28 protein-coding genes are annotated in these 23,100 nt (G+C 64.9%); 15 read left to right on the top strand and 13 right to left on the bottom strand.

Going from position 1 to position 23,100, the window contains the following annotated elements; genetic code table 11:
• The first annotated feature begins 50 nt into the window (after window positions 1-50).
• The 3 genes from Uis4E_RS09750 to Uis4E_RS09740 all read left to right on the top strand — a co-directional run bounded on the left by Uis4E_RS09750 (window position 51) and on the right by Uis4E_RS09740 (window position 3,152).
• The gene (locus tag Uis4E_RS09750) at window positions 51-896 is read left to right on the top strand and encodes a hypothetical protein (protein WP_101622961.1); all 846 of its coding nucleotides are present in this window, start codon (window positions 51-53) and stop codon (window positions 894-896) included.
• Window positions 897-1,411: 515 nt separating this feature from the next.
• Window positions 1,412-1,990, top strand: a complete 579-nt coding sequence (locus tag Uis4E_RS09745) for a sugar O-acetyltransferase (RefSeq protein WP_101622960.1) — start codon at window positions 1,412-1,414, stop codon at window positions 1,988-1,990.
• Between the two features lie 85 nt (window positions 1,991-2,075).
• Window positions 2,076-3,152 carry an aldo/keto reductase gene (locus tag Uis4E_RS09740; protein ID WP_207764577.1) on the top strand — a complete coding sequence of 359 codons (1,077 nt, stop codon included), beginning with the start codon at window positions 2,076-2,078 and terminating at the stop codon, window positions 3,150-3,152.
• Window positions 3,153-3,311: 159 nt separating this feature from the next.
• On the opposite strand, the gene Uis4E_RS09735 is transcribed toward Uis4E_RS09740, so the two are convergent.
• Window positions 3,312-3,791, bottom strand: coding sequence for a flavodoxin (locus Uis4E_RS09735; RefSeq protein ID WP_101622959.1), 480 nt, complete (start codon window positions 3,789-3,791; stop codon window positions 3,312-3,314).
• 175 nt (window positions 3,792-3,966) lie between these two features.
• Between Uis4E_RS09735 and Uis4E_RS09730 the strand changes: the two genes are divergently transcribed.
• Window positions 3,967-4,404 (top strand): GNAT family N-acetyltransferase, encoded by a 438-nt coding sequence (locus Uis4E_RS09730; protein ID WP_101622958.1) that lies wholly within the window; start codon window positions 3,967-3,969, stop codon window positions 4,402-4,404.
• A 116-nt stretch (window positions 4,405-4,520) separates the two neighbouring features.
• On the opposite strand, the gene Uis4E_RS11970 is transcribed toward Uis4E_RS09730, so the two are convergent.
• From Uis4E_RS11970 to Uis4E_RS09720, 3 genes are all read right to left on the bottom strand, one after another.
• Window positions 4,521-4,907 (bottom strand): type II toxin-antitoxin system YafQ family toxin, encoded by a 387-nt coding sequence (locus Uis4E_RS11970; RefSeq protein ID WP_165784953.1) that lies wholly within the window; start codon window positions 4,905-4,907, stop codon window positions 4,521-4,523.
• Window positions 4,900-5,103 (bottom strand): hypothetical protein, encoded by a 204-nt coding sequence (locus tag Uis4E_RS11965; protein ID WP_165784952.1) that lies wholly within the window; start codon window positions 5,101-5,103, stop codon window positions 4,900-4,902. Before Uis4E_RS11965 ends, Uis4E_RS11970 begins: the two co-directional genes overlap by 8 nt.
• 140 nt (window positions 5,104-5,243) lie before the next feature.
• The gene (locus Uis4E_RS09720) at window positions 5,244-5,474 is read right to left on the bottom strand and encodes a helix-turn-helix domain-containing protein (protein WP_101622956.1); all 231 of its coding nucleotides are present in this window, start codon (window positions 5,472-5,474) and stop codon (window positions 5,244-5,246) included.
• A gap of 504 nt (window positions 5,475-5,978) precedes the next feature.
• On the opposite strand from Uis4E_RS09720, the gene Uis4E_RS09715 reads away from it, so the two are divergent.
• Complete coding sequence (locus tag Uis4E_RS09715) at window positions 5,979-6,503, top strand: NAD(P)H-dependent oxidoreductase (protein WP_101622955.1); 525 nt, start codon at window positions 5,979-5,981, stop codon at window positions 6,501-6,503.
• A gap of 14 nt (window positions 6,504-6,517) precedes the next feature.
• Here the strand turns inward: Uis4E_RS09715 and Uis4E_RS09710 are convergent, their stop codons facing one another.
• Window positions 6,518-7,417: a LysR family transcriptional regulator gene (locus Uis4E_RS09710; protein ID WP_165784951.1), complete on the bottom strand. Its 900-nt coding sequence runs from the start codon at window positions 7,415-7,417 to the stop codon at window positions 6,518-6,520.
• 249 nt (window positions 7,418-7,666) lie between these two features.
• On the opposite strand from Uis4E_RS09710, the gene Uis4E_RS09705 reads away from it, so the two are divergent.
• The gene (locus Uis4E_RS09705; protein WP_165784950.1) at window positions 7,667-8,869 is read left to right on the top strand and encodes an MFS transporter; all 1,203 of its coding nucleotides are present in this window, start codon (window positions 7,667-7,669) and stop codon (window positions 8,867-8,869) included.
• 18 nt (window positions 8,870-8,887) lie between these two features.
• Here Uis4E_RS09705 and Uis4E_RS09700 read toward each other — a convergent pair whose 3' ends face one another.
• Both Uis4E_RS09700 and Uis4E_RS09695 read right to left on the bottom strand, forming a co-directional pair.
• On the bottom strand, window positions 8,888-10,279 hold the full coding sequence (locus Uis4E_RS09700) for an MFS transporter (protein WP_423734934.1): 1,392 nt from the start codon (window positions 10,277-10,279) through the stop codon (window positions 8,888-8,890).
• Window positions 10,280-10,341: 62 nt separating this feature from the next.
• The gene (locus tag Uis4E_RS09695; RefSeq protein WP_101623135.1) at window positions 10,342-10,767 is read right to left on the bottom strand and encodes a winged helix-turn-helix transcriptional regulator; all 426 of its coding nucleotides are present in this window, start codon (window positions 10,765-10,767) and stop codon (window positions 10,342-10,344) included.
• Window positions 10,768-10,935: 168 nt separating this feature from the next.
• Between Uis4E_RS09695 and Uis4E_RS09690 the strand changes: the two genes are divergently transcribed.
• The gene (locus tag Uis4E_RS09690) at window positions 10,936-11,451 is read left to right on the top strand and encodes a flavodoxin family protein (RefSeq protein ID WP_165784949.1); all 516 of its coding nucleotides are present in this window, start codon (window positions 10,936-10,938) and stop codon (window positions 11,449-11,451) included.
• A 39-nt stretch (window positions 11,452-11,490) separates the two neighbouring features.
• Window positions 11,491-12,210, top strand: coding sequence for an SDR family NAD(P)-dependent oxidoreductase (locus tag Uis4E_RS09685; RefSeq protein WP_101622950.1), 720 nt, complete (start codon window positions 11,491-11,493; stop codon window positions 12,208-12,210).
• 187 nt (window positions 12,211-12,397) lie between these two features.
• On the opposite strand, the gene Uis4E_RS09680 is transcribed toward Uis4E_RS09685, so the two are convergent.
• A complete protein-coding gene (locus Uis4E_RS09680; RefSeq protein WP_101622949.1) occupies window positions 12,398-12,835 on the bottom strand; it encodes a MerR family transcriptional regulator in 438 nt (145 codons plus the stop codon).
• Between the two features lie 176 nt (window positions 12,836-13,011).
• Between Uis4E_RS09680 and Uis4E_RS09675 the strand changes: the two genes are divergently transcribed.
• Both Uis4E_RS09675 and Uis4E_RS09670 read left to right on the top strand, forming a co-directional pair.
• Window positions 13,012-13,515: an RpiB/LacA/LacB family sugar-phosphate isomerase gene (locus tag Uis4E_RS09675; RefSeq protein ID WP_207764576.1), complete on the top strand. Its 504-nt coding sequence runs from the start codon at window positions 13,012-13,014 to the stop codon at window positions 13,513-13,515.
• Between the two features lie 209 nt (window positions 13,516-13,724).
• A complete protein-coding gene (locus tag Uis4E_RS09670; protein ID WP_101622948.1) occupies window positions 13,725-14,249 on the top strand; it encodes an NAD(P)H-dependent oxidoreductase in 525 nt (174 codons plus the stop codon).
• Window positions 14,250-14,365: 116 nt separating this feature from the next.
• Here the strand turns inward: Uis4E_RS09670 and Uis4E_RS09665 are convergent, their stop codons facing one another.
• Window positions 14,366-15,274: an SDR family NAD(P)-dependent oxidoreductase gene (locus Uis4E_RS09665; RefSeq protein WP_101622947.1), complete on the bottom strand. Its 909-nt coding sequence runs from the start codon at window positions 15,272-15,274 to the stop codon at window positions 14,366-14,368.
• A 120-nt stretch (window positions 15,275-15,394) separates the two neighbouring features.
• Between Uis4E_RS09665 and Uis4E_RS09660 the strand changes: the two genes are divergently transcribed.
• The gene (locus Uis4E_RS09660) at window positions 15,395-16,045 is read left to right on the top strand and encodes a TetR/AcrR family transcriptional regulator (protein WP_101622946.1); all 651 of its coding nucleotides are present in this window, start codon (window positions 15,395-15,397) and stop codon (window positions 16,043-16,045) included.
• 34 nt (window positions 16,046-16,079) lie between these two features.
• Here the strand turns inward: Uis4E_RS09660 and Uis4E_RS09655 are convergent, their stop codons facing one another.
• Window positions 16,080-16,853, bottom strand: coding sequence for a potassium channel family protein (locus tag Uis4E_RS09655; RefSeq protein ID WP_165784948.1), 774 nt, complete (start codon window positions 16,851-16,853; stop codon window positions 16,080-16,082).
• A 116-nt stretch (window positions 16,854-16,969) separates the two neighbouring features.
• On the opposite strand from Uis4E_RS09655, the gene Uis4E_RS09650 reads away from it, so the two are divergent.
• The gene (locus Uis4E_RS09650) at window positions 16,970-17,638 is read left to right on the top strand and encodes a sugar O-acetyltransferase (protein ID WP_207764575.1); all 669 of its coding nucleotides are present in this window, start codon (window positions 16,970-16,972) and stop codon (window positions 17,636-17,638) included.
• Between the two features lie 34 nt (window positions 17,639-17,672).
• On the opposite strand, the gene Uis4E_RS09645 is transcribed toward Uis4E_RS09650, so the two are convergent.
• Window positions 17,673-18,638, bottom strand: coding sequence for an L-lactate dehydrogenase (locus tag Uis4E_RS09645; protein WP_101622945.1), 966 nt, complete (start codon window positions 18,636-18,638; stop codon window positions 17,673-17,675).
• 55 nt (window positions 18,639-18,693) lie between these two features.
• Entirely contained in the window at window positions 18,694-19,479 is a 786-nt protein-coding gene (locus Uis4E_RS09640; protein ID WP_101622944.1) for a methyltransferase domain-containing protein, read from the bottom strand.
• Window positions 19,480-19,592: 113 nt separating this feature from the next.
• Here Uis4E_RS09640 and Uis4E_RS09635 point away from each other — a divergent pair, with 113 nt between their 5' ends.
• A complete protein-coding gene (locus tag Uis4E_RS09635) occupies window positions 19,593-20,888 on the top strand; it encodes a PDDEXK-like family protein (RefSeq protein ID WP_133125448.1) in 1,296 nt (431 codons plus the stop codon).
• 106 nt (window positions 20,889-20,994) lie between these two features.
• On the opposite strand, the gene Uis4E_RS09630 is transcribed toward Uis4E_RS09635, so the two are convergent.
• The gene (locus Uis4E_RS09630) at window positions 20,995-21,951 is read right to left on the bottom strand and encodes a 3-hydroxyacyl-CoA dehydrogenase family protein (RefSeq protein ID WP_101622942.1); all 957 of its coding nucleotides are present in this window, start codon (window positions 21,949-21,951) and stop codon (window positions 20,995-20,997) included.
• A gap of 159 nt (window positions 21,952-22,110) precedes the next feature.
• Between Uis4E_RS09630 and Uis4E_RS09625 the strand changes: the two genes are divergently transcribed.
• Window positions 22,111-22,485, top strand: coding sequence for a type II toxin-antitoxin system RelB/DinJ family antitoxin (locus Uis4E_RS09625; protein ID WP_101622941.1), 375 nt, complete (start codon window positions 22,111-22,113; stop codon window positions 22,483-22,485).
• Window positions 22,482-23,078, top strand: coding sequence for a PIN domain-containing protein (locus Uis4E_RS09620; protein ID WP_165784947.1), 597 nt, complete (start codon window positions 22,482-22,484; stop codon window positions 23,076-23,078). Before Uis4E_RS09625 ends, Uis4E_RS09620 begins: the two co-directional genes overlap by 4 nt.
• Window positions 23,079-23,100 lie beyond the last annotated feature (22 nt).

The following is a 23,100-nucleotide window of genomic DNA, read 5'->3' as shown; positions in this document are numbered from 1 at the left end:
CCAATAGCGTCCGCCCATGCACGGCCATGCCTCGGGCGTATGGTGGAGATATGCGCATCATCGAACGGTTCTGCCGGGGCAAGCATGCCGACCAGTCGTTGAACGAGGACGGTCTCGTCGTCACGGAGGATTACGCCGCCGTGGTGGACGGGGTGACCGGCAAAAGCGTACGGCACCTGTGGAAACCTAGTGGCGGCGTGGTCGCGAAGGACCTGCTGGCGAGCGCGGTCGCGGGTTTGCCGCGTGATGCTTCGATGCGTGAGGCGCAGCGGGCTCTTGATGGGGTGCTTCGTAGCGAGTATGCGCGGTTCGTGGCCGCTCATGGCGGTGTGTCGTCGCGTGTGTTCGAGGTGGAGCCGTGGGAGCGTCTTCAGGCGAATGTGGTGGTCTATAGCGTGTTTCGGCGTGAGGTGTGGCTGTTCGGTGATTGTCAGGTCATGGTGGATGGGGTGCAGACGCCGACGTTGAAGCGTGTGGACGAGTTGCTTGGGGAGTTGCGTTCGTTCGCCGCGCGGGCGTTGGCATTGCGGGCGGAGGATGCCGAGCGTGAGGATGCGCCGGTTTCTGCTGATTCGGCGCGTGACATGATCATGCCGTTCCTGCGGTTGCAGTCGGAGTTCGCGAATCGTCGTGGCGAGTATGGGTATTTCGTGTTCGATGGGTTCACCGATCCGGGGTATCCGGTTCGTGTCGTGCCGGTGGAGCCGGGTACCGAGGTGGTGCTTGCGTCGGATGGGTATCCGTTGTTGCGTCCGACGTTGGCGGGGTCGGAGGCGGAGTTGGAGCGTCTGCGTCGTGAGGATCCGAGGCTTATCGGCGAGTATCGGAGTACGAAGGGGTTCACGGCGGGGTTGGAATCGTTCGATGACCGCACGTATCTGCGGTTCGTCGTGTGACTTGTATGGTTCGGGGGGTTTATGTGTATGGTCCGGACGTGTTTGTGCATGGTTTCGGGGTGAGCCTGCAGGAACCGGAGTCGGATCTGTGGGGTGGGGTTCTGAAGAGGTGTCGCCCCGTGCGGGGCGACGGAACGGGATGTGGCGGCATTCCGGGCTTTTGGCGGTCTTGGATTATCTCTTGTTCGACGGTCTTCAGCGCATTACCGTGCAGGTTCATGTCGTCGGGCTGCAGGTTATGGCCTGGATTGCGCACGTTGGCCGCGAAACCGTGCACGTTGGCCTGCGAATCATGCACTAATGGTTCTGAACCAAGCACGTTCGTCGTCTGGCCCGGAGTGTTGTCGGCTTCTGCGTTCGAACGCCCCCTTGCGCGTGCTTTCACACTGCGGGCATGCGGCCTCATGCGGGTGCATTCCATACCTGTCGGACATGGCGGTGTATCGAACGACACTATTGGAGGGTTCGCTTCGTACGCGGTTCAATGGGGACCGACTTCGGAAAGGACCTTGAGCATGACCGACATCGACATCGCGACCGATATCCTCGCACGAGACAGGAACGGCGAGCCCGTCGACCCCGCCGAACCGGGGTATGCCGTCATCGGCGCGATCATCAATGAGACGAAGCGGCTGTGCGTGGAGCTCAATACGGGTGGTTATCACGAGGCGGATGAGATTCACGCGATGTTCGAGCGTATCGTCGGTCATCCGGTGGATTCGTCGTTCCGTTTGAATCCGCCGTTCTACACGGATTTCGGCCGGAACATCGAGGTGGGCCGGGACGTGTTCGTCAACTGGGGGTGCACGCTGATGGACCGTGGCGGCATTGCGATCGGGGACGGTTCGTTTCTGGGGCCGAACGTGCAGCTCATCACCATCAACCATATGCGCGATCCGATGCGGCGGGCGGTGACCGTTTCGAAGCCCATCCATATCGGTGAACACGTGTGGATCGGTGCCGGGGCTATCGTGCTGCAGGACGTGACGATCGGCGACGGCGCGATCGTCGGTGCCGGGGCGGTCGTCACGCATGACGTGCCGGCGGGGGCGATCGTCGCCGGGGTGCCGGCCAAGGTCATCGGGCACGTGTGACGGGTCCGGCGCCGCGACGCGATATACGGCCCGGGGACGGACAACCCGGAATCGCCCAAAGGAAATACAGGGAAAGGAAACGCATATGTCCATCAATGATGAGTACGGCGACATCACGCCGGTCGACCTGCCGAAGCGCACGCTCGGCACGGGCCCGGCGGCTCTTGAGGTCTCGGCGATCGGCTTGGGCTGCATGGGGTTCACGATGAGCTGGCCGCCGTTCCTGCCGCACGACGAGTCGATCCGCGTGATCCGCGCCGCCTACGAGATGGGCGAACGGTTCTTCGACACCGCCGAGGTGTACGGCCCGTTCGCGAACGAGGAGCTGGTGGGCGAGGCGTTGGAGCCGTTCCGTGATGATGTGGTCATCGCCACCAAGTTCGGTTTCGCCCTGCACGGCGGGTTCGGTGAGGATGAGGGTGAGGCGCGGTTGGATTCCTCGGGCCGCGTGCAGCAGACCGACTCCCGCCCCGCAACGATCCGCAAGGCGGTCGAGGAATCGTTGAAGCGTCTGCGCACCGACCACATCGACCTCTACTATCAGCATCGCGTCGATACGAAGGTGCCGATCGAGGATGTGGCCGGCGTGATGGGCGAGCTCATGGCCGAAGGCAAGATCCTGCACTGGGGACTGTCGGAGGTGGCTCCCGCGACCGTGCGCCGGGCGCATGCGGTGACGCCGGTCACGGCCGTGCAGAACGAGTATTCGATGTGGTGGAGGAAACCCGAGGAGGAGCTGATCCCCACGTTGGAGGAACTGGGCATCGGCCTGGTGCCGTTCAGCCCGCTCGGCAAGGCGATGCTGGCCGGACGGTTCGACGCGTCCACCCGGTTCGCCGCCGACGACTACCGCAGCCGCATCCCCCGCTTCTCCCCCGAACACATGGCGCACAACATCGCGATGAGCGAGTACGTCGAGTCGCTGGCGCGGGCCAAAGGCGTGGCGCCCGCACAGATCGCGCTCGGCTGGCTGCTCGCGCAGAAGCCGTGGATCGCGCCGATCCCCGGTACCAAGCATGTGGACCGTCTGCGCCAGAACCTGGGCGGCGCGGCCGTCACGTTCACATCCGACGAGCTCGCCGATATCCGCAGGCATCTCGACGCCATCCACATCGAAGGCGCCCGCTACCAGCCCACGCAGGAGGCGCTCACCAACCATTGACGTCTGGGAAACCGACGTTTGGGAAATATGCAACGGCCGGCTATGGATATGCCCATAGCCGGCCGTTGCACGTCATTACGCGACATCGTCATACCGGAGACTCACGATTGCTCCCCTGTCATCGCCGACGCCGGCTTCACCGTGCGCGACTGATCCGGTTCACAGGTCCAGGCCGTCGACCCACTTGGCGAGCTTGTCCTCGCTTTCGGAGGCGGCGACGCGGCGGCCCGCGACCCAACGGGCGGCGGGCGCGGAGTCATGCAATTGCACGCCGTCGGCGCCGCGCGTGCTGGAACCGGACGTGGCGAACGTCACGATGGTCCTGCCCGCCCAGTCCTCGCTTTCGAGGAACGTGCGCACCACGCGCGGCGCGGTCTCCCACCACAGCGGGTAACCGACGAACACCACGTCGTAGCCGCTGATGTCGATCGGTCCGGCGAGCGCCGGGCGCATGTCGCGGTTCCTGTGCTCCACGCTGGAGCGGCTGGAGGCGTCGCGCCAGTCGATGTCGGCGACCGTGTACGGCTGGGCCGGTCGCATCTCCTTGAGATCCGCGCCGATGGCGTGCGCGAGACGTTCAGCCACGCCGCGCGTGGTACCGGTGGCGGAGAAATAGGTGACGAGCATTCGCTTGCCCATGATGGTTCCTTTCCGTGAAGGTCATGGCTGCGTGCCACGGGTCTTGGACCGCATGCAGCTTCTATTCCGTATTACACCGCATCCTCATCATGTCGGCCAATAGCGTCGTTCGATGTCCGGTCATGCGTGGCGGGCATGGGGTTCGCGTTCCTGACCGGCCTATACGATGGCATGCATGCAGTTGACGGTGAAACGGTTCGAGGAGTTGAGCGCGGCGGAGCTTTATGAGATCTATCGGGTGCGCGTGGCGGTGTTCGTGGTGGAGCAGCGGTGCGCCTACCAGGAGGTGGACGGGGCGGACCGGCGCTGCTGGCACGTGTTCCTGCATGACGGGGACGGCATCGCCGCGTATTGCCGTGTGATCGATCCGGGCGTCACATTCCCGGAGGCGTCGATCGGGCGCGTGCTGGCGACCCGTCGCCGACAGGGGTTGGGCACGCGCATCGTGCGCGAGGGGCTCCGGGTGGCGCGGGAACGCATGCACGCGGACATGGTGCATATCGAGGCGCAGACCTACGCGCGCGGATTGTACGAGAGTCTCGGCTTCACGCAGGTCTCGGACGAGTTCCTCGAGGACGGCATCCCCCACATCGGCATGATGTGGCGGGCATAGCGGTCGACAGTGGCCACGTATGACATATGAAATCTCAATCCCGGTTCGGCGACCGTGTCCGGGCAATAGAAATCGGCGTGCCGCGATCAGGCCACGGCACGCCGATAGGAGAACGGTCAGTCGAACAAAGCAGCTTCTATCTTGCCGTCCGTCATATCACGCGCGGCTTTTTCCGCCGCCTCACGCTCGGGATCAGGCCATGTGTCGGAATCAAACCGGCACGTGTACAGCTCCCAATGAGTGCAGATGCGAACAAGCAGAACACGCAAGCCGACCACGCGATAGACCAACAGCACATCGTCTTCCACGTGACATTCCATGTACCCAGTAAGGCAACCATTGCCATGCGTCAAACGGTGAGGCTCGCATTCAACCGGAACTCCACCGTATTCCGCAAGATGATTGTTGATCAGGTCAACGACGGAATCAAACAGGTATGCACGGTAACGTCGCAACCGCTCCAAGTCCGCATAAAACCAGTCGGTGCCCGCGAACTCAAACACGCGCCGCCGCCTTTTCCGCGTCCACTTTATCCGCAACCGCACGAATCGACGCCATAAAATCAGCCTTCGACCGATACACGCGGACGCCCGTAGGCAGTTCCGAACCAAGGCTAGCCGCCTCGGACAGTCTCGCCACCTTGCGAAGACGAGCCGCCGCGAAACGCCGCGCCCGCCGCTCCATAGCGATAGTCGCCATAGCAACCACCTCCTAAACTCGATGATATCCAGCGTATCCCGTCCACCTTGGAACACACTATAGTCCCTTACCCACTTGTGACGGCGGGTGAGGGTGGCCGCGATATTTCAGGGCGCACGGCCACGCCACGCGGATAGGGCTCACACCTGACTATCGTCAGTGTTTTCTTTCGGACTAGTGTCCTCCAGCAACTTGCGAGGATTAGCTACACGCAACGCGTCACACAAATCAAGCGCTGTTCCCAGCGTCATATTGCGCAGGGGCTTCTTACCGTTCTCATATCGGCTAAGCTGTGCCCGATCCATGCCGGCTTTATCGGCCAGCGTCTGTATATCCAGTCCTCGCTTTTGTCGCAATTCCCTTAATCCCATTGACCCACCTCACCTACATTGGTGGGTCGATTCTATCAAGTGCGCAACCAAGGGGGACAGCCCGGCACAAGGCCGGGCCGCGTGTGCTATCTCACGTTCAGCGTCAGCATTCCCGCACCATCCACGTAGACTTCCAGCCAAGCATGCTCGACTAGAATCAGGAACACGTGGCCGTGTCCGTCAGGATGCGACCATGCGAAACCATAGCCATTCATGGTATTATCTCCCTTGGTTGAGGTTGGCGCACGTCTTATGATGTACGCCCAACCCGCAAGGGACAAGGGCCGCAAGTATTAGCAGTGCTTGCGGCTTCCGTTTTTATGGGTTAAGTAAAGAAAAGTGCGTCTTATTCGGGTTGCGAGAATGTCGACGCATCGCCTGTGTCCTATCGGACACTCGGTCGCCAGTGGCCACCATAGTCCGAAGGAGCCGCCGTGATGTGCGAAATCCCGGTATCATCGGCGGAGACGTTCATTCGACCATCAACCGTTGGAGGTGTCCATCATGAGGACTTTGGTCCTGGTGTTCCATCCCGATCTCGAAGGCGCATCACACGCCAACAAGGCGCTGGTCCGGGCGGCGCGCGAACTGCCGGCCGACGCCGTGACCGTGCGCGATGTGTATGCGCTGTACCCAGGCGGCGCGATCGACGTGGCCGCCGAACAGCGGCTCGTCGAGTCGCATGACCGCATCGTGCTGCAGTTCCCCATGTACTGGTATTCGGCGCCCGCCCTGCTCAAGGAGTGGGAGGACAAGGTGCTGGCGTTCGGCTGGGCGTACGGCCCGGGCGGCGAGGCGTTGCGGGGCAAGGAGATCGCGGTCGCCACCACTGCCGGTGGTCCGGAATCCGAATACGTGGAGCTGGATGGCGGCGCCACGATGCGCGAGGTGCTCTCCCCCTACCGGATGATGGCCCGCTACACGCACGCCGTGTGGCGTGAACCGTTCGTCGTCTTCGAATCCATGGAACTGTCCGACGAGGCGTTGGCCGAAGCCGGACGACGGTATCAGGCGTTCCTCACCGACTGATCGGCCACGCGGCTTCACCGCACGTGGCCGACGGCGTCCACGAACGCGGCGGTCGCCGGCGACGGATGCTCCGGATACATCAGCCCATATGGAATGGTCAGATCCCAGTCCACAGGCATGGGCCGGATCATCGGATGGATGCCGGTGCCGAACGTGCGGGCGAGGATCAGGTCGCCGTTGGCGGCGCACGCGTTGAATTCGTCGAATGTGTACTGTCGCATGTCGACCAGCGTGACGCCCGGGACCGCAGACAGCAGGGCGCGCGCCTTGTCCATCGCGTCGTTGTCGCCGGGTTCGGGGATGCGGATGCGCTGCCCCTCCAGATCGTCCAGCCTCAACGCGCCGCCGGAACGGACCGACAGCGGATTGGACAGGGGCACGCCCATGCGCAGCGGATACTCGCCCAATCCGAGCACGGCGCACCCGTGCCGCGGCCGGCTTGGCGAGTAGCCGCTGGCCGCCACGTCCACGGTTTCGCCGAGCCGGTCGAGTTCGGCCATGTACCCACCCGGCTCGTCGGACAACGACACCAGTTCCAGTCCCACCCTGCGGCCCCGGTTCTCCAACCATGCCGAGGCGTGCGGCCACAGTTCGAGCAACGGGGTCGCCGGGCGAAGCACGGAGACCGCAAGTCTGATCGTCTCCTCCGCGGAACGCTCCAGCGAGCGAGCGTGACGCAGCGCGCGACCGCTCTCCCCGATCAGGATGCGTGCGTCCTCGATCAGCGCAAGGCCCGACGCGGTCGGCGTCACGCCGTTGCCGGTGCGTGCGAACAGCGTCAGTCCATGGTCATGTTCGAATCCGGCTACCTGTTTGATCACGGCGGTCGCCGATAGGTGCAGCCGTCGCGCGGCCCGGTTGAAGCTGCCGCATTCCGCGGCGGCGATGATGGCGTCCAGCCGTCGGTCGTACATGCCGCCTCCATTCACTGCCGTGTGCCTATTCCCGTGTTTTCCACACCAGTTATAACCAGAAGAGCGTACCCACGTCATACGGGACTTCGGAAAGCGGATCCGGCACGCCGTCGGCGACCATACAATGCGGTATCGGAACCGCCCGTCGGACAAGGATCCGACACGCGGGAGGCATGGCGAAGGGAGCCCATCATGAGTGCGACGACAGGGAAACGACAATCAAACGGCACCCGAGGCGGCGGTGGGTTCATGACCTCCTCGATCCTGCTCATCATGGCGGCCGCGTTCTTCTACATGTCGGGCACGATGATGGGCACCACACTGATCGTCGGATACGCGCACACCTTGGGAGTGGGTGGCGAGTTCGCCGGCATGATCGCGGGAACGATGAACATCGTCTCCCTGTTCTGCCGCCCATGGGCGGGACGGTTCAGCGACCATGCCCCGCTGCGCCGGTTCGCGGCCTGCTCGCTAATGCTGCTGGCGGCCGCGAACGCCGGTTATGCGGTCGCCCCGAACGCCGTGACGCTCCTTGCCGCGCGAATCGCCAACGGCGTCGGATTCTCTTTGCTGTCCGTCTGCCTCGCGGCGTGGCTGACCGTGCTGATCCCCCTGGCCCATATCGGCAAGGGCATGGGATACTACGGCATGGTCAACGCGCTGGCCATGGCGCTCGGCCCCGCCGCCGGCATCCGCCTGCGGTCGGCTCTCGGATACCGGGCGGCATTCGCGGTCGCCGCCGCCGGGATGGCCGTCGCGCTCATACTGGTGATGTGCGTCCGCGACGGCGGCGCACGACGCATGGCCGACCCGACGGCGGAACGGACATCCGTGCCGTCGCACGTGCAGCCGTCCGTCGACGGCGTCCGCGGATTCCTCGAACGTGCCATTTCGGTGCGCGTGGTTCCGGTCGCGTTCACGTTCATGCTGTTCGCCATCCCCTACTGCGCCACGCAGTCGTACATCGTCACCATCGTGGAGGCGCGGCACCTGCCGGTGGACGTCGGCCTGTTCTTCCCGTTGTACGCGGCGGCGTTGCTGGTGCTGCGCGTCGCGATGCGGAACCTGTTCGACGCACGTCCGTTCCGCTGGTTCCTCTGGTTGTGCTCAGCGTGCATGATGGGTTCGCTCGGCGCGCTCGCGCTCATGCACGGCGACGGCATGATGTCCGTGGCCGCCATCGCCATGGCGGCGTCCTACGGCGTCATGAGCTCCGTCAGCCAGTCCGCCGCCGTGCGTCTGGCCGGCTCCGGCCACGGAGGGCGCGGCAACGGCACCTACTACATCGGCCTCGACCTGGGCATGGCGTTGGGGCCGATCATCGGCGGATGGCTGTACGCGAACCTTGACGCGGCATGGTTCTATCCGGCGCTGACGGCCACCATGCCGATCGCCGTCGTCTCGTATGCGATGGCGACACGTGCGACCGCCCGCCGGCTCGACGTCCGATGAGCGGTCGCACGCCCCCGTTCACGCCGCGACGGGTCGCTGCTTTCCGGGAACGCTTCGGCGGGACAGCACGAGCACGTACCATGCGACGGGCAGGGTGAGCAGGCCGCCGGCGACGAACACCCACACGATCGGGATCATGTCGGCGAGCGGCGCGAACACGAGCATGCCCAATGGCATGCCGAGCGTGGAAAGCGTGGTGTCGAGTCCGAAGACGCGTCCGGTCATCGACTCGTCCGATTCGGACTGCATGACCGTGCGCATCGGGCCGACGCAGACCGCGGAGGCGACGCCGTTCAACACGTCGATGACCAGATAGGCGAGCAGGTTCGGCGCGAGGCCGAGGCCGACGACGGTGAGACCGACCATGGCGATGCCGGCCGCGATCGCACGCACTTGGGCGAGCGCGTCGCCCAGCAGCCTGGGGCCGATCGCGGACATGACCGCACCGCCGAGCAGCAGGCCGACGCTCATCCCCAACTCGTTGGCGGCGAGCTTGTCCGATGCGGTCGTGAGGTTCACGAACCCCAGATCGAGGTTCATCCCATCGTATTCGCGGGTCATGAGCAGCAGGGTCAGGTTCATCGGCGCGACCGACATGAGACAGGTGAGCGCATCGCCCAAGACCGCGCCCTTCAGGTACGGGTGGCGCATCGTGTAGGCGAAACCGGCCCTGAGGTCGGCGAACGTGTGGCGCAGCACGGCGAGCGGCAGCGGTTCCGACGTCTGCCCCGTCTGCGCCATGGTGGTCGCGTCGCCGTCGGCCGTCGCCGTTCCGCGCTTCGCCGGCACGCGGATCAGGGCGACGAAGCCGACGCCGATGACCGCGGTGGTCACGTCGACCAGCAGGATCGACCACAGCGGCGCCACGTTGACGAGCACGGCGGCGATCGCCGGCGCCGCGATGCGGTTCGCCGAGTCGATGACGCCGAAGATCGAGTTGACGCGCAGGAGCCCCTTCTCCGGGACGACGTCCGGGATGAACGACTGCACTGCGGGTTGTTGGATGCCGCCACCGGCTGAACGGATGAGCAGCGCCACGAAGATCAGCGACAGGCTGGCCCAACCGGTCGCGAATGCGATGGACAGCATCACGGTCACGGCGGCGATGACGAGATCGGGCAGGATGATCAGCGCCTTGCGGTTGTACCGGTCGGCCATCGGCCCGCCGAATATGGAGACGAGCGCCTGCGGCAGGACGCCGAACAGGGTGGCCAGCAACATGGCCGAACCGGTGCGGGTCTGCAATACGATCCACCACCAGATGGCGAACTGGACGACGCTGGATCCGAGCAGCGAGAACGCCTGGCCGGTGAGCAGCAATGCGGCGCGGCGCTTCCACCCGCGTTCGGACGGGGCGGACGCGTCTTCGATGATGTTTTCGATTGTTTCTTCTTCTATTGCTTCTTCCAAAAGATATTGAGACATACGTGGCATATCATGCCCACCGGGTGCGGACATGCCACGTATGCGGGTCAGCCCTCGGCTTCGCCGCGGTCGGCGGCGCCTGCGCCGTCGAGCAGGAGCTGCCCCCATTTCTCGAATTCCCTCAACGCGGGGATGATGGCGTAGCCGTTGTCGGTGAGCGCGTATTCGACGCGCGGCGGCACCTCGTTGTATTGGGTGCGGCTGACGAGGCCGTACGCCTCGAGGTCGCGCAGCGTGTTGGTGAGCATCATGTTGGTGATGCCGAGTTCACGTTTGATCTCGTTGTACCGGGCGGAACCGTGCGTGGACAGCACGTACATGACCGGCAGCTTCCATTTGCCTTCGATCGCCTTGAACGCGTAGCCGATGGCGCAGTCGGGGGCGGTGACGCCCGCGCCGCCCTTCCCTCCGGATGCGGTCGTCGTGGCCGGCCCGGGGGTGCCGGCGTGCCCGTGTGCAACATGCTCGCTCATGGTCCCCCATCCTACATCGTCGCCGTATTCCAAAAATCAGTTTTTTATTCTAAGAACGAAAAGTATATGTACTCGTGCATACTGTCCTTATCGAAGCGCGGAGGACGGCACGTCCCCGTGACGAAGACCGCCGAAAGGCGACGGACACCGAACCGAAAGGACACCATCATGGCCAAGAACATCCTCGTCATCCAGGGCAGCCCCACCAAGGGCGGCAACGCCGACATGCTCGCCGACGCCTTCATCGAAGGCGTCGAGGCGGCCGGCAACACCGCGACCAAGCTCACGCTCGCCGACATGGACATCGCCCCGTTCACCGGCTACGACCAGCCGGCCGACGACATGACCGAGGTGATGGACGCCATGAAGGCGGCCGACGGCATCGTCATCGCCACGCCGACGTACTGGATGCAGTTCTCCGCGCAGATCAAGGCGATGATGGACCGCCTGCCGTTCGACGCGCACGACGACCTCGCCGGCAAGGAATCGGCCCTGCTGGCCGCCGGCGCCAGCCCCGAGGAGGTGCTCGCCAAGAACGTGCTCGGCTACTACGAGATGTGCTTCGGCGAAAGCCTCGGCTGGAAGATCAAGGGTTCGGTGCTCGCCGCCGGCGTGTTCGCGCCCGGCCAGGTCGCCGGCACCCCGTACCTCGACAAGGCGCGCGAACTCGGCCGCACGTTCTGAGGGACGACCGGCGGACCGGAGGAAAGGAAGGACATCATCATGCAGATCGCGCTCATCACCGGTTCCGGCCGCAAGGGCGGCCTCGGCTACGAGACCGCCCGCCAGCTCGGCGAGGCCGGATACCACGTCATCCTCGCCGCACGGAGGCCGGAGACCGCGCGGCTCGCGCAGGAGCTCGCCGACGAGGGGATCTCCGCCGGCCACGTGGTGATGGACACCACCGACGAAGCCTCCGTCGCCGCGGCCGCCGCGGAGGTCGACCGCAGGTTCGGCCGGCTCGACGTACTCGTCAACAACGCGGCCTCCATGCGCGCCGGCGCATCCGTCGAGCGGCAGGACATCGCCGAGATGCGCGCCGTGCTCGACACGAACGTCATCGGCACGTGGATCGTCACGCAGAGATTCATCCCGCTTCTGCGCAGGTCGGAGCACGGCCGCATCGTCAACGTGTCCAGCGGCGCCGGCTCGTACGGCGACCCGCGGTACGGGTTCCTGCGCGGTTCGATGGGCATTCCCGCCTCCGGCTACGGCATCTCCAAGCTCGCGCTCAACGGGCTGACCATCAAGACCGCGAAGGAGCTCGCCGCCGATCATATCCTCGTCAACGCGGTCTGCCCGGACATCACCGACACGTATGGCTCGGGCATGTTCGGTCGACCGGTCGAGGTCAGCGCGAAAAGCGTGACATGGGCGGCGACCCTGCCCGACGACGGCCCGACCGGCGGTTTCTTCCGCGACGGCGAACCGCTGCCGTGGTGAGGTCGGCGGCTCGCGTCTGTGACATCCGACGACACAGGCGCGAGCCGTTCGTCATATTCGAGTCGATGGAACTCTCCGACGAGGAGCTCGCCGCAGCCGCCCGGGATTACCTGCAGGTCCTTCTCCGGTAACGATCACGAAAGCGGGAACCGCGACGTTCATCGGCATCACGAACGTATCGACCCCATCAGGCCAGTCGGTCCGCGATGACGCGGATCGGGCGCTCTGGATGATCGCAGTCGCCCTCGATCAATGATTCCGAACCGGCCTTCACCGCCGCCTCGAAATAGCGGACCTTGTAGTCGAGTTTCGTCCAGCGGCGGCGCAAATCCTCGATCTGGCGTTCGACCACGGCACGTTGGCGCCTGAAGACCGCGAGCCTATCCGCAAGCGTGGCATCGCCTTTCGTCGTCATATCCACGAAGTCCCCGATCTCGGCCGGGCTCATGCCGGTCGACTTGAGGCATTCGATGAGATCGAGCAGCTCGACGTCATCATCATCGAAGCATCGCCTGCCGGAGCCGGTACGCGCCACGCCCGGCAGCAGGCCCTCCCTGTCGTAGTAGCGCAGCGTGTGTTCGGACAATCCGGTCCTGCGCGATACCTGACCGATCGAATATCCCATGAATCCTCCTCTTCATCCTCCGGACGTCCTTCACGCCGTACGACACGTTGCCGCGCGCTCAAGAACCCTGTTCGCTCTCGGCATACACAATATTTGACCTTGAGCCAACTCAAGGTTTTAGTCTGGCGCTCGTCATCACGACGAAACCAATACACACGGTACACAAAGGAGCATCCATGATGGACAACGAACGACACGTCACGCGAGTGGTGATGGCCGCCGACCCGCTCGGCTACGACCTGAAAGACATCGTGAAGGAACACCTCACGAGTCACGGCATCGCGGTGACCGACCTCACCCCCGACGCCCCCGACGACTACTTCTCCGTCGGCGAGGCCGTAGGGGAACGCGTCTCCTCCGGCGAGTTCGAACGCGGATTCGTCTTCTGCGGCACAGGCATGGGCGTCGACATCGTGGCGAACAAATTCACCGGGGTGTACGCCGCCCTATGCGAGAGCATCGAGACCGCACGCCTGTCGCGCGTCATCAATGACGCGAACGTGCTGGCGATGGGAGGCATCATCCTCACCCCATATCTCGCCAAACGGATGGCCGACGTGTTCCTCGACACCGGGTTTGCGCATGGCTTCTCCGAAGCCGACCCCGAGTTCCTCACGCAGGCGCTCGGACGTGTCAGGGACACGGAGGCGCGTATAGCGAAGCGCAACGCATCACGCTGAGCACGCATGTCTGATGCACCCGACTCCCCCTGCCGTCGAAATCCGTCTCGGATCGATGCGCTTCGTCGGCCGCCGTCCGCTGTTCGCCGAGAACGTAGTCGGCGACGGGACGCCGCATCTTCTGCGAAGATGGTGCCGAATGAAAAATCTCTCGTTTCGAGATATTCCATATCGAGACGAGACGAGACCACACAACAAGGAGACATCATATGAAGAAGACGCTGGTCCTCGTGTTCCACCCGTCCCTGAACGGCCAGTCCCACGTCAACAAGGCGCTCGCCGAGGCCGCCGGCGAGCTGGACAACGTGACCGTGCGCGACGAGTACGCGCTCTACCCTGACGGCAGGATCGACGTGAAGGCCGAGCAGGCGGCGGTCGAGGCCGCCGACCGCGTCGTGTTCCAGTTCCCGCTGTTCTGGTTCTCCTCCCCCGCCCTGCTCAAGGAATGGGAGGACGAGGTGCTCGAGCACGGCTGGGCGTACGGCGCCGAAGGCCACGCGTTCGAGGGCAAGGAGTTCGCGGTCGCCGTTTCCACCGGCTCCCCGGAGTCGAAGTACCAGCCGGAGGGCGACAACAAGTTCACCATCGACCAGGTGCTCGTCCCGTTCGAGGGCACGGCCAACCACATCAACGCCACGTGGGTCAAGCCGTTCGTCACCTTCGCCTCCTTCGGCATCACCGACGAGGCGCTGGCCAAGGCCGTCGAGGATTACAAGGCGTTCCTGACCAAGTGACGTCCGGGTCCGCCGCAAAAAGACCATGAAGGGCCGGTCTCCCCGTCGACAGGGAGACCGGCCCTTCCCATCCGTTCAGGCGACGCGACGTCCACACGCCGCCGAAGCATGCCGCGTCACAGGGCCGTGTCGCGCAGATACGGGGCGCACGCCCGTTCGCAGTATTCCCAGATGCGGCGCTCGCCCTCATCCGAGATCCACTTGGCGTTGATGCGCTTGCGTCGCATCCCGCCCCAGAATTCGCCGCTCACCCCTTCGACGTCCGGCGAGGAGGCCATGAGCACGCTCGTGCGCGCGCCATACCGCGCCGTGCGGATGAACGGCAGCCACAGCACGAGCAACGGCAGCATCCACGGCGTGGAGCGGAGCGATTCGCGTTGCAGCGAGGTCGCCGCCGACCCGGGCTCCACCGTGTTCACGGCGACGTTGCGCACGCCGGCAGCCTTGAGCTTCGCGTCGAACCGTCGCATGAGCCACCAGACGTACAGTTTCGAGAAGCCGTAGGCGCGCACCATCGAATAGTTCCGCTCCAGTTCGATGTCGTCGAGGATCGGACGGCCGGCCTGACGGTACGATTCGCTGGCGACGGTGACGACCCGTGCGGACGGGCTTTCCTCCAGTTTCGGCAGGAGCAGGTTCGTCAGCAGGAACGGCGCGAGTGTGTTGATGGCGAACGTCCGCTCATGGCCTTCGGCGGTGGTCCCGCGCGTGGAGCCGAACTGTCCGCCGGCGTTGTTGACGAGCACGTCGAGCCGGTCGTAGGTCGCGTCGATCTCGGCAGCGAACCGGGCGACCTCGCCCATCAGCGACAGGTCGGCGACGTGGGCGTGGACGTCCCGGTTGCCGGTCCGCGCGACGATCCAGTCGCGCACGTCCCGCGTCTTGTGCGGATCGCGGCCGTGCATGATGACCGTGTGCCCCTGTTCCGCGAGCGCGAGCGCGGTCTGTCTGCCGATGCCGCTGGATGCTCCGGTGACGAGGATGGTCTTCCTGGGGTTCGTCGTATCGGGTCGCGGGTTGCGCATGGTGATCGTATGCCTTCCGGTTATGATGGTACAAGTGTGACATCATCGACGGTAGGCGCCGTCGCCCGGGGCGCGCAAGCCGTGCGGGCACGGCGGTGACAGAGATCAAGGAACTGTGACATGGAACGCGACATCCGCCCGGCTTCATCCGATTCACGATCCGCCCCACGCGGCGACGATCGCGCCGCCGACCGCAGGCTGGCCACGCTGCACCGCAACAACGAGGAGTCGAACCTGTTCGTGCGCGGGTGCATCGAGGGCGCGCTCATCCGGTTGATGGAGTCGAAGCCGTTCGCCGCGATCACCGTCACCGACATCGCGCGGCGCGCCGGGGTCTCCCGCAACGCCTACTACCGCAACTACGCGTCGAAGGAGGCGATTCTCGACGGGTTCCTGAACACGGTCTTCGAGGAGATCAACCGTCGTATGCTGCGGTACGATCCGATGACGCAGACGCGCGAGGCGTGGCTGGCGCTGCTCGCCGGCGTGCGCCGCATCGCGCCGCAGTACCGGCTGATCCTGCAGGCCGGTCAGGGTGCGCGTATCCGCGAGCGGATGCGCGTGAGTCTGAACCGCGGCGCGCACCGCCTCGAGACCGGCCCGCGTTACGCCGCCGCGTTCTGGGCGGGCGCGTTGTGCGAAGTGGTGGACCAGTGGGTGCTTGCCGGCATGGATGTGTCCGACGACGAGCTGGCGGACGTGATGACCGATCTCATGCTCCACGGCGTGGCCACCGCCGACCGCTATCACACCGGCTGTCAGGCGCGCTGATCGGCATGGCGGCATGGCATGGCGCCATCATGACTCATCGTCGCCGTTCGCGCGACGCGAGCTCCTCGCGCAGGGCGGCGACGGACGCGGCGAGCTCGCGCACCTGCTCGCGCAGCGCGCGCAGCTCCTCGGCGGAGTCCGCCGCCGAAGCCGCCGCGCGCGTCTCGTCGGCCTTCCGTCCTGCCGTTTCGCGCCGGTGCGCCTCGAAGTTGACCTGGTCGACGATCCACGAGGCGAGCGTGGCGGTGACGATGCCAATCAATGCGATGCCGGCGAACATCAACGCCACGGCGATGAGCTTGCCTTCGAACGTGACCGGCGACACGTCGCCATAGCCGACGGTGGTGACGGTGACGAACGCCCACCACAGGGCCGTGCCGAACCCGTCGATCGTCGCGCCCGGCTCCCCGCGCTCCACCGAATAGACGGCGAGCGCGCCCACGTACATGAGCATGCCGACGGCGCCGAACGCGTAGACGGCGATGCGTCCGCGCACCGCCATGCCGGAGGTGCGGTTGAGCACGTGCAGCACGGTGAGCAGGCGCAGCAGGCGCAACGGTCTGAGCATGGGCAGGGCGATGGTCGCGAGGGCGAACAGGTTGCGTGTGAACCATCGCCATCGGTCTTCGGCGAGCCATAGCGACACGGCGTAGTCGATGACGAACAGGATCCAGATCGCGTTGATGACGGTCTCGCACAGGAGGATGTGCGTGCCGGCGAGGATCTCCCACGAGTAGGCGACGAGGAACACGACGGACAACGCCATCAGCGGCCAGTCCGTCCAACGCTTCCATGCCTTGAGATCCATGCGACGATTCTACCGGCCGGCGGACCGGCACATGCCGCGGGCGGGCCGGGCGGATGCGCATCAACGCGCTATGATGTACGAACGTACGTAAAACCGAGCGAAGGAGCTTCAGGGGCATGACCAAGGACGCGCAGGGCAACAATTACGACGTCACCGCGGATCTCACGCCGGAGGGGCGCGTCGAATGGGAGCGCATGGTGGGCGGCGAGGTCTACGAGGACTCCCATCCGGAGATCGAACGCAAGCGCGCGGAGGCGAAGCGTCTGTTCGTCGCCTACAACCGCACCGACTACGAGGACGTGGCGAAGCGCCGCGAGATCATGGAGCAGCTGTTCGCCTCGGTCGGCGAGGACGTGTTCATCGAACCGAACTTCCGCTGCGAGATGGGCCGCAACATCACGATCGGCTCGCACGCCTACATCAACTTCGACTGCGTGATGCTCGACAACGCGCCGATCACGATCGGCGACTACGTGTGGATCGCGCCGATGGTCGGCCTGTTCGCCACCAACCATGCGCTCGACTTCGAGGAGCGCAAGGCGGGCGCATGCCAGGCGAAACCGATTCGCATCGAGGACGGCGTATGGCTGGGCGGCCACGTGACCGTGCTCGGCGGCGTGACCATCGGACGCGGCTCGGTAATCGGCGCCGGCAGCGTGGTCACCAAGGACCTCCCGGCCGGCGTGGTCGCCGTCGGCAATCCGGCGCGCGTGCTCCGCCCGATCACCGAGGCCGACGGGACCGGGTTCCGCGAGCGCATCGCCGCCCGCGACGCCGCCCGTTGAGCGGGATCCGCGGTGGACGTCCGCCGCGAGCGGCCTACAGACGGTCGGCGATGAGCCGGCAGTGGTCGCGCACCACGGCGGCGGACCTATGGAACCTCGCGAGCTCCTCGTCGCTCAGGTGCAGGTCGACGAAGTCGCCCACGCCGTCGCCGTCGAGCGCGACGGGCAGGGAGAGGAACACGTCGCGCTCGCCGTACTCGTATTCGCCGTCGATGAGCGTGGACACGGATACGACGCCGCGCTCGTTCCACAGGATCATGCGCACGAGTCCCGCGACGGTGGCGGCGATGCCGTAGCTGGTGCCGCCGCGCAGGCCCTTGATGTCGAGGCCGCGACGGCGCGTCTCCTCCTCGATGCCGGCGAGCGTGACGCCCGGATAGCGCGAACGGTTGTCCTCCAGGTACTGCGCGAACGATTTGCCGATGAACGAGACCGTGGACCAGGGCACGAACTGGCTGTCGCCGTGTTCGCCGATCACGTAGCCGGAGACGAGACGCGGGTCGAGCCGCGTGGTCTCGCCGATGATCGTCTTCATGCGCGACGTGTCGAGCGCGGCGCCGGAGCCGAGCACCTGCGCGCGGGGCAGTCCGGTGCGTTTCCACGCGAACCAGCCGAGCACGTCGACCGGGTTCGACACCATGATGAGGATGCCGTCGAATCCGGAATCCCTGATGTGGCGCAGGATCGGGTCGACGATGTCGATGGCGGCGCCGAGCTCCTGCATGCGCGTCTCCCCCGGCTTCGGTTTCGGGCCGGCGGTGACGACGACCACGTCGGCGCGACGGCAGTCCTCCCAGCCGCCGGCGCGGATCGTCACGAACCTGCCGAGGTATTCGGATCCGTCGGCCAGGTCCATGGCCAGTCCCTCCGCCTTCTCCGGATGATGGTTGACGAGCACGAGCTCGTTGCACAATCCCTGCTGGACGATGGCGCTCGCCACCGCGGCGCCGACGCTGCCCGTGCCGACGACGACCACGCGGCTCCTGTTCGAAGTGACCATGATGCTGTTCTCCCTTTCCTCTCGAAATATCGCTCGCGTCGATGCCGTTCCCGGCTCACCTGACGGCGGTGAGGAAGAACCGGGGGAACGGGAAGATGATGCTGCCGTCGGACCGGGTCGGATACGCCTCGCGCACGCGGGCAAGCACCTCGCCCTCGAAGGCCGCGCGGTCGGCGTCGTCGGCGAGCGCCTGCAGGTAGGGGCGCAGTCCGGTGCCGCGGTACCAGTCCATGATGGCCTCGTGCGAGGGCAGCGTGTGCATGTAGGTGGTGGTCCACATGCGGAAACGCGCGGCGTGCGCGTGCAGCAGCTCCCAGTATTCAGGCGGTGTCAGGTTGAAGAACTCGCGGGCCTGCGGGAGCCGGTCCGTGTACGCCGGGGAGTGCACGAGTCCGCCGATGATGCGGTGGATGGGCTCCTCGTAGTTCATGGGCGTCTGCACGGCGAGCGTGCCGCCCTCCCGGAGCAGTCCGAGCATCGCGGGGATGAGACGCGCATGGTCGGGCACCCATTGGATGCACGCGTTGGAGAAGACCACGTCGAAGTCGTGCGGCAGAGCGGCGATCTGGTCCATCTTGGACATGTCGCACAGGGCGAAGTCGATGTCGGGGTGCGCTTGGCGGGCGGCGGCGATCATCTCGGGCGAGCTGTCCACGCCGAGGATCGAGGCGTGCGGGTAGCGTTCGCGCAGCACGGCGGTGCTGTTGCCCGGCCCGCAGCCGATGTCGATGAGGCGCGTGACCGTCCCGTCGTCCGGCGGCAGCTGCATCGCCAGATCGCGTGACGGCTGCGTGCGTTCCGTTTCGAATCGCAGATACTGTTCCGAATCCCATACGACCATGGGGCTCACGCTAGCGACGCACAGCCTTGTGTCGGCATTTGCGTCCGCATGACGAACGCAAATGCCGACTTGCAGGTCGGCGGCACGACCCCGCGTACTCGTTCGGCATCCGCATGACTTTTCGACTGAACCGTAGCGCTACAATAGGCATGTTTTGGACTTTCAAAGAGGAAAGGACACACATGGAGACGACACAGATAGAGGTGCAGGCGATGCGCATGCTCGCCGATGATGATTTCCTCGCGTTGAACTCACGATTAAACCGTCCCAACATATTCGAGGCGGTGAATCTCGGCCATGCGGAGATCCGGCATTCCGCGTTCATCGCATGGCTGGCGGATCCTTCCAATCCTCATGGCTTAGAGGATCTGTTCCTGCGACGTCTAATCGCGGAACTCTTCAAGGAGAACCCGAACCGAGGATTCGCCTCTCTCGCGGCGGACGATCTGACCGACGTGAATGTGATACGCGAATCGGAGTCTAACATCGATCTGCTGATCCGCACTCGGGACGACCGTTTGGCGCTCTGTCTCGAGAACAAGGTGTTCGCGGGACTGCACGACCATCAGCTCGACAAATACCATCGTTATGTGGAGGGCGCATATGGGGATAAGAGATTCCGGCTGTATGTGTTTCTGACGCCGGACGGGCATGAGCCCCCGGAGGACGAGTGCGATGATTCCGACGCGTGGATGACATTCTCGTATCCCGGCCTGGCCGGGATACTCGAATCGCTGAAACCCTACGCCAACGAACGTACCTGCATCTGCATCGAGGATTATATCGACGTATTGAAGAAGGAGAACATCATGGCCGATGACGAACTGGACGAACTCGCGAAGAAACTGTACGCACGCTACCGAGACGTCTTCGACCTCGTCAACGAACGATGCTCCGACCAGTCCGGCGTCGAGGGGCATCTGCGCAACCTGTATCTGGAAGTGCTCAACGAGTATCGGCGAGAAGGCCTGATCGCCGACTGTTCGCCAATGGATTTCACCGGCAAGTACCTGTCGTTCCACACCAAGGCCATGGACGAGTACCTGCACAACGACCGCACCAGACCGGGAACCTGGGGCAATCCGAGCGACACCTACCATTACTGGGTGTATCCGCCGTTGCTGAAGCCGACCATCAACCTCGAGCTCGGACCATTGGGCCAACCCGACTGGATCATCCGCCTCATGGAGAACGTCCGGCGGGTGGCCGGCGGCAAGAACAAGCCCATCAGCCCCCACAGCAAATACCGCACTCCGAAGAAGATCACGACGGACATCGACGCCACGGACGCCATGAACGTGGATGATCTTCCCGATGACAAGGACATCCAGGGAAAACTGCGGAAGGCCATCGATGAGATGCTGCGTTTCGAAACCGGAATCCTCGGCGGACTTCGCCCTTCCGTCTAGAAAGACCGCCACGCAACGGGAGAACCCGCATACTTTGTGTTGTCCGGCATGGATTCATGCCGGACAACACAAATCGACCGAGTCCGCACAGTATCCGGCACGGATTTCAGGCCGCCGCGTCGTTCTTCAGGGCGCGCAGCAGCGCCTGGTCGCGTTGTTCGATGACTCGTTTGCCGTCCTCGCCCTGCCAGGAGAAGAATCCCCTGCCGGTCTTCGCGCCGAGGTCGCCGGCTTTGACCTTCTCGGCGAGCAGCGGGCTCGGTCCGGTGCCGTTGTCCATGTCGTCGAACAGGTAGGTGCTGATGTTGTAGAACACGTCGAGCCCGCCCAGGTCGATGCTGGCGACCGGGCCGACGAGGTTCCAGCGCCGGCCGAGACTGTACTTCATCACGTCGTCCACGGTGGCGGCGTCGGCGATGCCCTCCTGGATGATGTGGAACTCCTCGCGCAGCACGGCCATCTGGAGACGGTTGCCGATGAAGCCGAGTGATTCCTTGTTGAGCCGGGCCGGTTTCTTGCCGATGCGCGTCATGAGGTCGAAGGTCACGTCGACCACGTCCGATGAGGTCTTCTCCCCCGGCACGACCTCGACGAGCGGCATGAGCTGTGCGGGGTTCCAGAAGTGGGCGACGACGAAACGCTCCGGATGTTCGAGCGCCGAGGCGATGGCGGTGGGGCTCAGACCGGACGTGTTGGTGGCGAAGATCGCGTCCTCGGGCGCGAACCGTTCCACCTCGGCCCACACGGATTTCTTGACGTCGAGGTTCTCCGCCACGGATTCGATGACGAAGTCCGCGCCGGCGACTCCCTGCTCGTAGCCGACGACCGGCGCGATGCGGGTGAGCACGTCGTCGACGGTCTCGCCCGTCTTCAGCAGTCCCGCGTCGGCGAACGCCGTCGCGTCCCTGCGGATGTTCGCCGTCGCACGGTCCAGCGACTTCTCGCTGCGGCCGACCAGTCGCGTCTCGTATCCGGCGAGCGCGAACTGGAGCGCGATGGCGTGCCCCATCGTGCCCGTTCCCACGTTCGCTATCGTCCTGATGTCGTCGATTCCCTTGCTCATCGTCGAACCTCCTTGCGCGCCTCCTGCGGGCGCATGACTCATCATGCAGGTCTCATACGCCATTGTATGACGTATGGCGCGGGGCATGAGCGCTCCGAAGCCCCCTCACCACATGCTGCTATACTGTATAGCAATATACGGCCTATGGAAGGAACCATCATGGCTACGGTGCAGTTGAACGTGCGCATCGACGCGCGGCTGAAGGAGGACGTCGATGCCGTGCTGCGCGGGAGCGGCGTTTCCGCGAGCGACGTGGTCCGGTCGCTGTGGGCGTATATCGCCGATCGCGGTCAGGTGCCCCGGTTGGAGACTTCGGCCGAGGAGCGGGCGCGCGAGGAGGAACGCCGGCGGAGGATGACGGTCGTCGAGGATTCCGCCGGGTGCCTGCAACGGGAGCTGGCGGCGGCCGGCATGGCCGGCGGGTCCGCGGACCCGTTCGCATCCGCGTTCGGCGGTATGACGTCCAAGCGGATTCGTGATGCCGTGTACGACCAGATGCTCGACGACTATCTCGCCATGGGGAGGAGCGAATGATGTCGGACCCCACCGCTTCCATCGAAAACACCCGGCCCTCCGGACATGTCGTCGCACCGGACCCGCCGCGCGATGTCTTCCTCGACACCAACGTGCTGCTGGATCATCTCATGCGCCGGAACGGGTCCGAACAGGTGACGTCCATGCTCAAGGCCTGCGTCCGGCATGACGTCGTCCTGCGGTGCGCGGCGACGTCGTTGAAGGACATCGCCTATGTAACCGAGGCGGCTCTTCGACGGGAATTCGCGACGGTCCGGCATACAGGAGAGGATCCCTCCCCGTCCAAGGAGGGTGCGGAGGGATCCCCGCTCGAGGACGGGACGATGCGCATGCTCATCCGGCGGATACCATGGCATTGCGTCGAGCAGGCCCGTGCGCTATGCGACGTCGCGGTCGTCGGCCGGGAGACGTGCGACGCGGCCCTCGCCCTTCGCACACGGCACGACGATTTCGAGGACGATCTCATCATCGCCGCCGCGCAGCATGCGGGGAGCCGTTACGTGGTGACATCGGACCGGCGGCTCATCGAGCACTTCCCGGAGATCTGCATCGCCCCGACCGCCCTTATGGAGCTGCTCGACGGTTCCCGCTGACGCGGCGCAATGCGGCGCCCCC

Source organism: Bifidobacterium parmae, assembly GCF_002860365.1.
GTDB lineage: Bacteria > Actinomycetota > Actinomycetes > Actinomycetales > Bifidobacteriaceae > Bifidobacterium > Bifidobacterium parmae.
This window is presented reverse-complemented; position numbering and strand designations above follow the sequence as displayed.